Origin of the sequence: Pelagibius sp. CAU 1746 (genome assembly GCF_039839785.1) — a bacterium.
Classification (GTDB): Bacteria; Pseudomonadota; Alphaproteobacteria; order Kiloniellales; family Kiloniellaceae; genus Pelagibius.
Genome location: NZ_JBDOQT010000001.1, coordinates 479209 through 492367 on the forward strand (window position 1 = coordinate 479209; position 13159 = coordinate 492367).

Annotated in this window: 9 protein-coding genes; 5 read left to right on the forward strand and 4 right to left on the reverse strand. The window is 70.4% G+C overall.

The genetic code is table 11. The annotated features are described in order from the left end of the window. The first annotated feature begins 6 nt into the window (after positions 1-6). The 5 genes from AAFN88_RS02180 to AAFN88_RS02200 all read left to right on the forward strand — a co-directional run bounded on the left by AAFN88_RS02180 (position 7) and on the right by AAFN88_RS02200 (position 5268). Positions 7-654, forward strand: a complete 648-nt coding sequence (locus tag AAFN88_RS02180; RefSeq protein ID WP_347517861.1) for a phosphoribosylanthranilate isomerase — start codon at positions 7-9, stop codon at positions 652-654. Positions 655-769: 115 nt separating this feature from the next. Beyond that, entirely contained in the window at positions 770-2002 is a 1233-nt protein-coding gene (gene trpB, locus AAFN88_RS02185; protein ID WP_347517862.1) for a tryptophan synthase subunit beta, read from the forward strand. After that, positions 1999-2835: a tryptophan synthase subunit alpha gene (gene trpA / locus AAFN88_RS02190; RefSeq protein ID WP_347517863.1), complete on the forward strand. Its 837-nt coding sequence runs from the start codon at positions 1999-2001 to the stop codon at positions 2833-2835. Before trpB ends, trpA begins: the two co-directional genes overlap by 4 nt. 36 nt (positions 2836-2871) lie before the next feature. After that, a complete protein-coding gene (gene accD / locus AAFN88_RS02195) occupies positions 2872-3882 on the forward strand; it encodes an acetyl-CoA carboxylase, carboxyltransferase subunit beta (RefSeq protein WP_347517864.1) in 1011 nt (336 codons plus the stop codon). A gap of 45 nt (positions 3883-3927) precedes the next feature. Next, the gene (locus AAFN88_RS02200) at positions 3928-5268 is read left to right on the forward strand and encodes a folylpolyglutamate synthase/dihydrofolate synthase family protein (RefSeq protein ID WP_347517865.1); all 1341 of its coding nucleotides are present in this window, start codon (positions 3928-3930) and stop codon (positions 5266-5268) included. Positions 5269-5460: 192 nt separating this feature from the next. On the opposite strand, the gene AAFN88_RS02205 is transcribed toward AAFN88_RS02200, so the two are convergent. The 4 genes from AAFN88_RS02205 to addB form a co-directional block, all read right to left on the reverse strand. Further along, positions 5461-5955, reverse strand: coding sequence for a YkgJ family cysteine cluster protein (locus AAFN88_RS02205; RefSeq protein WP_347517866.1), 495 nt, complete (start codon positions 5953-5955; stop codon positions 5461-5463). 207 nt (positions 5956-6162) lie between these two features. After that, positions 6163-6483 carry a thioredoxin TrxA gene (gene trxA / locus AAFN88_RS02210; RefSeq protein ID WP_347517867.1) on the reverse strand — a complete coding sequence of 107 codons (321 nt, stop codon included), beginning with the start codon at positions 6481-6483 and terminating at the stop codon, positions 6163-6165. 96 nt (positions 6484-6579) lie between these two features. After that, complete coding sequence (addA, locus tag AAFN88_RS02215; protein WP_347517868.1) at positions 6580-10137, reverse strand: double-strand break repair helicase AddA; 3558 nt, start codon at positions 10135-10137, stop codon at positions 6580-6582. Positions 10138-10147: 10 nt separating this feature from the next. Next, positions 10148-13159 (reverse strand): double-strand break repair protein AddB, encoded by a 3012-nt coding sequence (gene addB, locus AAFN88_RS02220; protein WP_347517869.1) that lies wholly within the window; start codon positions 13157-13159, stop codon positions 10148-10150.

Below are 13159 nucleotides of genomic sequence, written 5' to 3' on the forward strand. Positions count from 1 at the left end.
GCCGCTATGACCGTTCAGGTGAAAATCTGCGGCCTCTCGACGCCGGAGGCCATGACCGCCGCGATCGAGGGCGGGGCCGCCTTCGTCGGGCTGGTGTTCTATCCGCCGAGCCCACGCGCGCTGACGCCCGCCCAGGCCGCGCCCCTGGCGGCGATGGTGCCGCAAGGGGTGGTGAAGACCGGCCTGCTGGTCGACGCCGACGACGCCACCATTGAAGCCATCCTGAAGCAGGTCCCCCTCGACCTGCTGCAACTGCACGGGGCCGAGAGCCCGGCGCGGGTCGCCGAGGTGAAGGCGCGCTTCGGGCTGCCGGTCATGAAGGTGGTGAAGCTGCGCCAGGCCGGCGACCTGGAGGCCGTCGAGCCCTATCTGGACGTGGCCGAACGCCTGCTGTTCGACGCCAAGCCGCCGGAGGACATGGAAAACCCCCTGCCGGGCGGCAATGCCGTCGCCTTCGACTGGACCATCCTGGCCGGGACGACCTGGCCGCTGCCCTGGATGCTGGCCGGCGGCCTCACGCCCGAAAACGTCGCCCGGGCGGTGGAGATCTCCGGCGCCCCGGCGGTCGACGTCTCCTCCGGCGTGGAAGACGCGCCGGGGCGGAAGAACCCGGCCAAGATCAAGGCCTTCCTGGAGGCCTGCCGGGCGCTTTAGCGGTCCCTGAAAGGCGGAAAACCGCGCTTTCCGGGCATTGCGGAGACGGCCCTAATCGGGCAAAGTCCGCCCTTCGCCAACGGCAAAACGCATTTTGAAGGACAGGACGTCCCCCATGGAGACGCTCAACACCTACCGTGGCGGCCCCGACGAGGCTGGCCATTTCGGCATTTTCGGCGGCCGCTTCGTCGCAGAGACGCTGATGCCGCTGATCCTGGACGTGGAGAAGGCCTACACCGCCGCCCGCCAGGACCCGAGCTTCCAGAGCGACTACGACTACTACGCCAAGCACTACGTCGGCCGGCCGAGCCCGCTCTACTTCGCCGAGCGCCTGACCGAGGAGCTGCGCAAGGGCGCGCCCTCCGACAAGGGCGCCAAGGTCTACTTCAAGCGCGACGAGCTGAACCACACCGGCTCGCACAAGGCCAACAACGTGCTGGGCCAGATCCTGCTGGCCAGGCGCATGGGCAAGACCCGCATCATCGCCGAGACCGGGGCCGGCCAGCACGGCGTCGCCACCGCCACCTTCTGCGCGCTCTTCGACCTGCCTTGCGTGGTCTACATGGGCGCCACCGACATCGAACGCCAGGCCCCCAACGTCTTCCGCATGAAGCTGCTGGGCGCCGAGGTGAAGCCGGTGACCAGCGGCACCGGCACCCTGAAGGACGCCATGAACGACGCCCTGCGCGACTGGGTCGCCAACGTCGAGAACACCTTCTACATCATCGGCACCGCGGCCGGCCCGCACCCCTACCCGGCCATGGTGCGCGACTTCCAGTCGATCATCGGGCGCGAGACCCGCGAGCAGATCATGGAGGCCGAAGGCCGCCTGCCCGACGCCCTGGTCGCCTGCATCGGCGGCGGCTCCAACGCCATCGGCCTGTTCCATCCTTTCCTGGACGACAAGGACGTGGCCATCTACGGCGTCGAGGCGGCGGGCCACGGCATCCCCACGGGCGAGCACGCGGCCTCGCTGACCGGCGGGCGCCCCGGCGTGCTGCACGGCAACCGCACCTACCTGCTGCAGGACGACGACGGCCAGATTCAGGACGCCCATTCGATCTCCGCCGGCCTGGACTACCCCGGCATCGGACCGGAGCATTCCTGGCTGCACGAAAGCGGGCGCGCCAACTACGTCTCTGCCACAGACCAGGAAGCGCTGGAGGCCTTCCAGTTCTGTTCGCGCGTCGAGGGCATCATCCCGGCGCTGGAGCCGGCCCACGCGCTGGCCTACGTGCGCAAGCTGGCCCCGCAGATGGACCGCGACCGGATCATCGTCATGAACATGTGCGGGCGCGGCGACAAGGACGTCTTCACCGTCGCCCAGGCCCTGGGAGTCGAACTGTGAGTGAAGCGAGTCGTATCGAGAAGCGCTTCGCCGCGGTGAAGGCCGAAGGCCGGGGCGCGCTGGTCACCTTCGTCACCGCCGGCGATCCGGACTACGACACCTCGCTGGAGATCGTCAAAGGCCTGCCGGGCGCCGGCGCCGACCTGATCGAGCTAGGCATGCCCTTCTCCGATCCCATGGCCGAGGGCCCGCCGATCCAGGCGTCCTCCCTGCGCGCGCTGAAGGCCGGCATGACGCTCACCAAGACGCTGACGATGGTGCGCGAGTTCCGCAAGGACGACGGCGACACGCCCATCATCCTCATGGGCTACTACAACCCCATCTACAGCTACGGCGTCGACCGCTTCGTGAAGGACGCCAAGGTGGCCGGGGTCGACGGCCTGATCATCGTCGACCTGCCGCCGGAAGAGGACACGGAGCTCTGCCTGCCGGCGCTGGATGCGGGCATCCACTGGATCCGCCTGGCGACGCCCACCACCGACGACAAGCGCCTGCCGGTGGTGCTCAACAACACCAGCGGCTTCGTCTACTACGTCTCCATCATGGGCATCACCGGCACCGCCGCGGTGCCGACGGAGCAGGTGCGCGAAGCAGTGACGCGGCTGCGCCGCCACACCGGGCTGCCGATCGCCGTCGGCTTCGGCATCCGCACGCCGGAGCAGGCCGCCGCCATTTCCGGCGTCGCCGACGGCGCGGTCGTCGGCTCGGCCATCGTCGACGTGGTGAAGGCGGAACTGGATGCGGACGGCAAGGCGAAACCCGGTCTGGCGGCCAAGGTGCTGGCCCTGGTAGACTCCTTGGCCAACGGCGTCCGCGGCAATCGCGCCGCGTAACAATCGGTTGGGAACAAGGGGGAGAGCGACCCGCCCATGAACTGGATCACCAACTACGTCAGGCCGAAGATCCGCGCCCTGGTGCAGAAGCCCGAGGTGCCGGACAATCTCTGGGAGAAGTGTTCCAGCTGCGGGCAGATGATCTTCCACCGCGAGCTGGAGAGCAACCTGCGCGTCTGCCCGCACTGCGGCTACCACATGCGCATTCCGGCGCGCCGCCGCCTCGAGATGCTGTTCGACGACGCCACCTTCAAGGTCATCGAGCTGCCCGAGGTGCCGCACGATCCGCTGAAGTTCCGCGACCGCAAGCGCTACACCGAACGTCTGCGCGAAGCCCAGGCCAAGAACGGCGCCGACGAGGCCATCGTCGTGGCGCACGGGGAGATGGGCGGCAAGCCGACCGTCATCGCGGTCTTCAACTTCGCCTTCATGGGCGGCTCCATGGGCATCACCGTGGGCGAGGGCCTGCTGGCCGCCGCCCGCCTGGCGGTGATTCAGGAAGCCGCGCTGATCGTCATTCCCGCCTCCGGCGGCGCGCGCATGCAGGAGGGCATCCTCTCGCTCATGCAGATGCCGCGCTCCGTCGTCGCCGTGGAGATGGTCAAGGACGCGGGCCTGCCCTATATCGTGGTGCTGACCGACCCCACCACCGGCGGCGTCTCCGCCTCCTTCGCCATGCTGGGCGACATCGCACTGTCCGAGCCCGGCGCCACCATCGGCTTCGCCGGCAAGCGCGTCATCGAGGAGACCATCCGCGAGTCCCTGCCCGAAGGCTTCCAGAGCGCCGAGTACCTGCTGGACCACGGCATGGTCGACATGGTGGTGCGGCGCGGCGAGCTGCGCGACACGCTGGTGACCGTCCTGGGCCTGCTGCGCGACAAGACACCCACGGCCGAGGTGGTGCCGTTGAGCGACGGCAAGAAGGGCCCCGCCCGCAAGCCCGAGCCCGCGGTCGATGTTCCGCCGGCCCCCAAGGCCGAGGCTGAGAACGCCGAGCCCGAGAAAACCAAAGCCGACGCCGGCGAGGGCGACAGCCCCCGCAAGTAAGCCCAGGCGAAGCCAAGTGAGCCCTCTGCGGAGCGACCCCTTCTCGTGATCGACGCGCCTGCCGTCAGTGCCGGCAAGACCAGCGACGCGGTCCTCGACCGCCTGACCCGTCTTCACCCCAAGGTCATCGATCTCTCGCTCGGCCGCGTCGAGCGCCTGCTCGACCGCCTCGGCCATCCCGAGGCGCGCCTGGCCCCCGTGGTCCATGTTGCCGGCACCAACGGCAAGGGCTCGCTGCTGGCCTTCCTGCGCGCCATGCTGGAAGCCGCCGACAAGCGTGTGCAGGTCTACACCTCGCCGCACCTGGTGCGCTTCCACGAGCGCATCCGCCTGACCGGCGGACTCATCGACGAGGCGGCGCTGATCGCCCTCCTGGAGCGCTGCGAGGCGGTCAACGGCCCCGAGCCCATCACTTTCTTCGAGGTCACCACCGCCGCCGCCTTCCTCGCCTTCGCGGACGATCCGGCCGACATTCTGCTGCTGGAGACCGGCCTGGGCGGGCGCCTGGACGCCACCAACGTCGTCGGCCGGCCGCGCCTCACGGCCATCACCCCGGTCGCCCTCGACCACCAGCAGTTCCTGGGTCCGTCGCTGGAAGGCATCGCGCGGGAGAAGGCAGGCATCATGAAGCCGGGCGTGACCTGCGTCACCGGCCCGCAGGAGCCCGCGGCACTCGAAGTGCTGGAGGCGCGCGCCAACGAAATCGGCGCGCCGTTCTTCGCCCACGGCCGCGACTGGGCTTTCGCAACGACGCCCGGAGGCTTTCGCTATGAAGACGCGAACGGCGTTCGCGAATTGCCGAAGCCGGGCCTGCTGGGCAGCCACCAGATCGTCAACGCCGCCCTGGCCGTGGCCTGCGCCGCGCAGCTCGGAGAGTTCGGCCTCGACGGTGCGGCCATCGCCAAGGGCGTCGCCGGCGCCAACTGGCCGGCGCGCCTGCAGCGCCTGACCAAGGGTCCCCTGGTCGACGCGTTACCCCAGGGCTGGGAGCTGTGGCTGGACGGCGGGCACAATCCCGCCGCCGGGCAGGCCCTGGCCGCGACGCTGAAGGAAGAGTGGATGGAAGGCGAAGCGTGCCGGCCGCTGGACCTGGTCTACGGCATGCTCGACACCAAGGTGGCCGCCGGCTACCTGGAGGCCCTGGCGCCGCTGACCCGCGCGCTGCAGGCGGTGCGCATCCCCGGCGAGGCGGCCAGCCTCTCCGCCGAGGCCGCCGCCGGGCATGCACGGACTGCAGGGATCGACGCCGCCCCGGCGGCCTCGGTCCTGACGGCCGTGCAGCGCCTGGCCCAAGAGGGAATCGAACCGGGAAGCGGCAAGCCGCACCGCATTCTCATCTGCGGCTCGCTCTACCTGGCCGGCCACGTGCTGAGCGAGAACGGGTAGGCGCCGGGCAAATAGTCTATCGACGCTGGGCTGTCGATCCTGATGCCCGCTCGTCATGCTCGGGCTTGACCCGAGCCTCCATTCCGCCGCTTCGCCGAGTGGTGCAGAGGGCACCATGGACCCTCGGGTCAAGCCCGAGGGTGACCATCCAACAAGGAGAGAGGTAGCGGCAACACGCCGACGGCGATTGCGTCAGTAGTTGTTGGTGATGGCGATGTAGTCCGGATCTTCCTGGGCGTCGCGCTCGAACTTCAGGAACTCGTAGTAGCCGCAGCGCTTGCGGCCGGGATACTCGCGGCAGATCTCGGGGCGCGCCTCATAGATGGTGCAGCGGCGCTTGTCGGTGTCGAAGAACCAGCAGATGCTGCCGAAGTGCTCGTCCTTCTGGTGGCGCAGCACCCGCGGGGCCTTCTTCATCCCCTTCTCCTTGAAGCCCTTCTCGGTGTAGCGCTTCTCAGCCTCTTCCTCGCTCACCTTGAAATGCTCCGCCAGCCGCCTGATGTCCTTCGGCTTGGCATGAATGTTCGGGTAGGAACAGCAATACCCGGGGCACTTCAAACAGTTGTATTTTTCTTTTCCCACGAAGAAGACCTTCTCACCTGACCGGTTCTTGATTTTCGCGACTCTAAGAACGAGACGAGCGCGGACCTTCGGCACTCGGCGGCGCCCTGTCAAGCACCGCATCATGAAGGCGGCAAGCGTAGCCCGGACTTCTTAAACTATTGCGAAACGTCATCGCATTGGAAAGTCCGGGCTGAGTCCGCAAACAAAGAAAAACTCCGCCGGATTTCTCCGGCGGAGTTTTGGGGCATCTTTCGGGGGGATACCTTACTAGTCGGGGGAATACCGTATTTGGAAGCTAACTTACCTCGTTACACCCTGTCATTTAGGGTGTCAGACGACGGATTCAACCCATTCCAGCAACTGTCCCTTGCCGACCGCGCCGACCTTGGTCGCCGCCACCTGGCCGTCCTTGAACAGCATGAGGGTCGGAATGCCGCGCACGCCGTACTTTTGCGGCGTGTTCGGGTTGTCGTCGATATTGATCTTGGCGACCGTGACACGGCCGTCCATTTCCTCCGCAATCTCTTCCAGCGCAGGCGCGATCATCTTGCAGGGTCCGCACCATTCGGCCCAGAAATCAACGAGAACAGGCCCCGCGGCCTGCAGGACATCCTGTTCGAACGTACCGTCGCTGGTCGCTCTAGTGCTCATAGAAACTCACCTCTTTAGCGGTGCTGCCGAGGAGCCGGGCTGGCCCCAAGGTCCGTCTGATCTTGGCTTCAATGTAGGGAGCGCCGCACCGGAGCGTCAAGGCGCGTAATCCCTCAGCAGCGCATCGCTGAGTTGCATGAGACGGGGTTGATCCGTCCACAGAAGATAGCTGCGAATCGCGCGCCCCGGATAGATCCGCGCCAGCAGCGCCCGGTAGGCCGCCATCTGCCTCAGGTAGAGGCTGGGAACATCTTCCGGCGCCTCGGGGGCCGGCCGCTGGCTCTTGAAATCGATGAGCGAGACCGAACCGTTTTCTACCAGGAGGCGATCCACCTGGCCGGCGATCGCCTGCGGCCCGGCGACGGTCTCCACCAGCCCGGCCAGCGGCACCTCGGCCCGGCTGCCGGGGCCGAACAGCGGCGCCAACTCCGGCGCTTCCAGCACCTTGAGCACCTCCGCCAGGATCTCCGCCTGCTGGTCGTCCGCCAGGCCGTGCAGCGGGCTGGCGAGGAAAGACCGCCCGGCGGCGGCACGCTCCGGCGCGGCCAGATCGGGCAGGGACTGCAGCAGCCGGTGGATCAGGAGGCCGCGGCGGAAACGGCGGCCCGAATCCGGGCCGAGCGGCGAGCGCGACGGCGGCTCGGCCTCCGCCGGGCGCGAAGGCGCCAGGGGCTGCGGCGGTGCGGGCTCGGGCGGCGCGGGCTGCCGCGCCCAACCAGGCAGGGTTTCCGCCAGGACCTCCGGAGCTGCTTCGGCGGCCTCTTCCGGCGCGGCCTCAACCACCACCGGGGCCGCCACCGGGGCCGTCTGCGGGCGCGCCAGACGCCAGCCCGGGCCGGCCCAGCCTTCGGCCCCCAAATCAGCGGTGAAGTCGAAGTCGACGGCCTCGGCCTCTCCCCCCTCGGCCAGGCGCGCGAGGGCGTTCTCGACGAGCTGGTACCAGTTGCCCTGCGGCGGCGCGTTGCGGGTCAGCCAGCCACAGAGATAGAGCCGGTCCTGGGCGCGGGTCAGCGCGACGTAGAGCAGGCGGCGGTATTCCTGTTCCTGGGCACGCTTGCGCGCGGCGCGCGCCTCGCCCAGCAGCGGCAGGTCGTAGTCGCGCTTCACCGGCCAGACGGCGAGGGACGCTGTGCCGGACGCCTTGGCCTTCCCGTCGTCGACCCACAGCAGGCCGTCGCCGGCGGCGGGCAGCTGCAGGGTGTCGGGCAGGATCACCACCGGCGCCTCCAGTCCCTTGGAGCCGTGCACGGTCATGAGGCGTACCGCGCCGTGCTCCTGCTCCAGGTCGCGCTTGATCTCCAGCTCGCCGGCGGCAAGCCAATGCAGGAAGCCTTCCAGCGAGGGGGCGTTCTCGCGCTCGTAGGCCAGAGCCAGGGAGAGGAACTCGTCCAGCGGATCGGCGGCGTCGGGGCCGAGGCGGCCCAGGATCTTCTCGCGCCCACGCCCGGCGCCCAGGAGGCCGGAGTAAAGCTCGAAGGGCGCCACGTAATCGGCCTGTCCGGCGAGGTCTTCCAGGAAACGCCGTGCCGCGGCGAAGGCTTCGTTTTCCGGCGCCATTTCGCTGAGGCGCTGCCACAGGCTCTTGCGGCCGCGGCCGTGGGCCAACCGGAATAGCTGGTCTTCGCCGAAGCCGATGAAGGGCCCCTTCAAGACGCAGGCAAGGGTCAGGTCGTCTTCGGGCAGCAGCAGCACCCGGCCCAGCGCCATGACGTCCATGACCGCGAGCTGCTCGGTCAGGCGCATGCGGTCGACGCCGGCCACCGGCACGCCGAGGGTCTTCAGTTCGCGCACCAGCTCGGTGATGAAGCTGTTGCGCCGGCGCACCAGGATCATCACGTCGCCCGGCCGCATGCGCCGGTCCTTCGCGGTCAGTTGGCAGGCCGGGTCGCCGGCGCCTTCGGGCGCCTGGGTCCAATACCAGATGCGCCGGGCGACCAGGCGGGCGAGACGCAGCGGCGCCGGGCTGTCGCTGCGTCCCGGCAGCGGCAGGGCCCAGGACTCCAGCTCCTCGGCCTCGGCCGGCGGGGCCGGCGGCCAGAGCTCGACCTGTCCGGCCTCGCCCAGGCGTTTGGCCAGATGACGGATCTCCGACTCGCCGAACAGCACGCCGTCCTGCGCCTCGGCGGCGGCGAAGACCGCATCCACGGTGCGCAGCACCGCCTCGGTGGAGCGGAAGGAGACCGCCAGGGAGACCGGGCGCCAAGTGTGCCGCGCCTGCTGCGCGCGCAGGCGGAAGAGGTCGCGCAGCCGCTGGAACTCCGCCGGGTCGGCGCCCTGGAAGGAATAGATCGACTGCTTGGGATCGCCGACGGCGAAGACCGTGCGCAGGGTTTCCTCGCGACTCTCGTGCGCGCCCTCGCCGGCGAAGAACTCGGAGGTCAGCATCTCGACGATGCGCCACTGCTCCGGGCTCGTGTCCTGCGCCTCGTCGACCAGCAGATGGTCGAGGCCGCCGTCCAGCTTGAACAGCACCCAGGAGACGCCGCCCTGGCGCGCCAGCAGCTTCGCCGAGAAGTGGATGAGGTCGTCGTAGTCGAGCAGAACCCGCGCTTCCTTGTGGCGCTGGTAGGCCTTGATGACGGCGTCGCCGAGCACCAGCAGCGCGCGCGTCGCCCGCGCCACGGTGATGGCGTTGCGCTTCTCCGCCACCAGGACCAGGCGCTCGGCCTCGTTCTGCAAAGCCTCCAGGGCACCGGGGAAATCTTCGGCAGGCTTCTTGTTGATCAGCCTTTGGCGCGGCTTGCCTTCGCCGGTCAGGAAGAGGCCGCAGTAGGCCTCGAGAGCCTCGCCGCGCGCCGGAGGGTCCGCCGCCAGCCAGTCCGCCAGCGAAGCGCCCTTTTTCTTTTCCGCATCCGAGCTGTTGGACCAGGCCTCCATCGCCAGCTTCAGCCCGGCGCGGTCGAAGGCGCCTTCGGCACAGGCGGCGGCGGTGACGCCCTCCGGCGTCTCGGCGGGGTCGACGCCCAGCAGCGCGAAGACCGCCTCGCCCAGGCGGTCGACGCCGCCGCGCGCCTCAATGAGTTCGCCGAGGCGTCCACGCTCGTGGATGAGCTGCTGCACCACCTCGGTGAAGCGTTCCTCCTGCAGGTGGGCGATGAGCACGCCGATGGCGTCCGAGAGGCGGCCCTGGCCCTCGAGCGCCTCGGCCAGCACCTCGACCCGCGCGGTCTCCAGCAGGTCGGCGGCCTCGTGTTCGTCCAGCACCTTGGCGTTGGGCGCGACCCCGGCCTCCAAGGGGAAGCGCCCGAGCAGCGCCTGGCAGAAGGCGTGGATGGTCTGGATCTTGATGCCGCCGGGGGTGTCGAGGACGCGGGCGAAGAGGGCGCGGGCGCGCGGCAGCAGATCGTCGTCGACCGGTCCGCCGGTCAGCTCCTCCAGGCCGGCGCGCAGCGCGCCTTCTTCCGCCGTGACCCAGGCGGCAAGGCGTGCGGAGAGGCGATTGGCCATCTCCGCCGCCGCCGCCTTGGTGAAGGTGAGGCAGAGGATCTTGCCGGGCTCGCTGCCGCGCAGCAGCAGGCTCAGGACGCGGTCGACCAGCACCTTGGTCTTGCCGCTGCCCGCCGAGGCCGAGACCCAGACCGAGGCCGCCGGGTCCGCCGCCTCGCGCTGCCTGGCCGTCGCTTCCGCGATGATCTTTTCCGCCGCCGTGCTCATGACCCGCACCTCATGAGTCCTCGGGCCCCACCGCCCATTCGGCGAGACGCGAGAGGTGGTCGTAGTCGTTGAAGCGCGGCGCCAGTTCCGGGCGCGGCCGGCAGGCATAGGGCGTCGCGGGATTGTCGAACTCGGCGACCAGGCGCTGCAGCCCCTCCAGCGCCTGGGCGGCCAGGGCAGCGGGGTCGGACTTGCTGGCGGCCTGCACCTCGCCCGGAGGCGTGCCGCCGGAGAGCCGCCAGAAGGCGAGGCTGCCGACCGGACCTTGGGGCAGGCCCTCGAAGCCGCCCGCCAGAGCGATCGCCGCTTCCAGGGGCAACTGCGGGGCAAAGCCGCGGTCGACCTTCTTCTTGTCCGGCGGCGCGCCGGTCTTGTAGTCGATGATCTCCAAGGAACCGTCGGTCATGCGGTCGATGCGGTCGGCCTTGGCGGTGAGGATGAAGGGCGCGTGGGGCACCTCGATCACCAGCTCCCCGGTAACTTCCACGAAGCTGCCGGCGACGGCGGGGCGGCGCGCCTGCTCCTCCGACAGGAACCACCGGGCCACGCGCAGGAAGCGCGGCCACCAGAAAGCGAAGACGCCCGGTTTGGCGCTGATCACCTGGAAAACATCGGCGCCGATCTCGATGAGCCGCTCATGGGCATTGGCCGGCGGCTTGCCCGGAAACTCCTCGAGGAAGCGCTCCAGCGCCGCGTGCACCAGCGTGCCGCGCTCGGCCGCGCCGGGATCGGCATCGAGCGGGTCGAGGGGCCTGAGACGCAGGATCTCGCGGGCGTAGAGCGCGTAGGGATCGCCCATCCAGGTCTCGATGCGCGTCACCGAGAGCTTCCGCGGGCGCGCCTCGACCGGCGGGCAGGGCAGCGGCGGCGGCTGGGGCACGACGGCGGCCGGCGCGTCGAGCGCCGCGGCCCAGGCCTTGAGCTGCGTCTCCTCCGCATGCAGGTCGGCGGCCAGGCCGAGACCTTCGCGCAGGGCGTCGATGCGCCGCAGCCAGCGCGCCGGCACCGTGGGCGCGCCCTCGGCCCGCTCGGCGCGGATCAGGTAGACCCGGGGCGCGCAGAAGCCCTGGAAGAAATCGTGCGCGGCCAGGCCGATGCGCCGTTCGGGCAGCGGCAGCCCGAAGGCCGTCTGCATGGGGCGACTGAGCCAGGGGCCGGGATCGACCGCCGCCGGCCAGGTGCCCTCGTTGAGGCCGCCCAGCACCAGGACGTCGGCATGTTGCAGGCGCGCTTCCAGCGGCCCGAGGATGGCGACGCGCGGATGCAGCCCATAGCGCGGCCGCACCGCGCGCCCGGCCATCAGCGCCTCCAGCGCCGCCGGATAGTGCAGCCCCTTGGAAACCGGGGTCGCCAGCGCCGCCTCGCGCAGTTCCGCCGCGAAGGCCGCCGCCGCCTCCCCGGCGTCGCCGGCCCAGAGCCGCTCCGCCCCGCTCTCCTTGTCGCTGGCCGCCAAGGCCTCGGCGGCGGCCAAGTGCGCGTCGACCAAATCGCTGAGCCGCGTGGCTTCGCCCCGACGCCGCTCGCCGGAGCCGCCGCCCAGCGCCTCGACGAAGGGCGCCAGCTCGGCGGCCAGGCGGTCGAACCATTTCAGAAGTCCCTTGTCCGCCCCGGCCTCGACCAGCGCCTTGCGCAGGCCGTCCAGCCCGGCGGCCGGACGGGCGCCGCGCAGCACCGCCAGCTCCAGCGTACGCACGTGGCGGCGGAAGGCCGCAGGAGCCTCCCCGCCGGCGGCCAGCGGATGCTTCAAGGCGGCGAGCAAGGCCACCGGCGCGAAGCGTTCGGCCGCCATGGCGGCGGTCAGGCGCAGGAAGACGCCGGGCGGAGTATTGGCGAGGCTGCGCCCCGCGGAGTCGTCGACCTCGATGCCCCAGCGTTTGAGGTTTGTGGCGACGCGGCGCGCGAGGTCGCGGTCGGGGGTGACGAGCGCCGCGGTAGTGGCCGGCGTTTCCACCCGGCGGCGCAGCAGCAGGGAGATGACCAAAGCCTCCTCGCCCGGATCGGCGCAGTCGACGCGCTGCACGCCGTCCAGGGCCGCCGCGAAGTCGCCGGCGTTCTCCTGATGCCAACGCGCGGTGGCGCCGGGCGGGCGCAGGGCCAGGTCGGCGAAGCGGGCGCGCGCCGCGTCGACCTGCGGCACCGAATCCCGCTCCCAGGGCGTCACCGCATCGCGGCCGATGCCCAGCCGGTCGAGCAGTTGGGCCATGCCGTGTTGCGGATGGCTGGGGTCGCGGCGGATTTCGTTCCAGGTCTCGGCATCGCTTTCCAGGTCGAGGCCCGGCAGCAGCACCGCCCCCTGAGGCAGGCCGGCGACGGTCTTCAGCAGCTCGGCGGTGGCCGGAATGGAGCCGGTGGAGCCGGCGGCGATCACCGGGTCGGCGGGCGGCCGGCGCGCCCAGGCCGCCGCCTGCAGCTCGGCCAGGCGCCGCCGGCGCTCGGCCGGCCCGATGCAGCCCAGGGCCTCCAGGATCTTCGGCCACTCCTCGGTGACGATGGTGAGGAACTCCAGGGTGATCTGCCAGTGCCCGGCATAGTCCTCGGGCACCAGCCCCGCCAGGGCGGCGAAATCCAGCCCTTCCGTCTCCACCTGGTCGAGCAGCCGCGCCAGCTCGGCACCGAGGCGGATCGCCTGGTCCTCGCTCATCGGGCGGCTGCCGGCCTCGGCGGCCACGGCGCGGCTGTGGGTCAGGATGCAGGAGGCCAGCAGCAGCTGCCGCTGCACGGCGGAGATGGCGGGCGGCAGGGCCGCTTCGGCCTCGCCGCCGAGGAAGGAGGCCTCGAAGAGCAGTTCCTCGGGATCGAGATCGCCCAGCGGCAGCAGGCGCGGCAGCAGCAGCGGCGCGCCGCCGGAAGCGCGCAGGAACGCCGCCTGCAGGGAGCGGCAGGCACGCCGCGTGGGCAGCAGCACCGTGGCGGCGGCGAGCCGGTCCGGGCTGTCCCCGTAGCGCCGCAGCAGACCGGCGGCCAGGGCATCGACAAAGGGCTGACCGGCGGGGATCGTGAAGACGGCCGGCGCGGCGGGCAT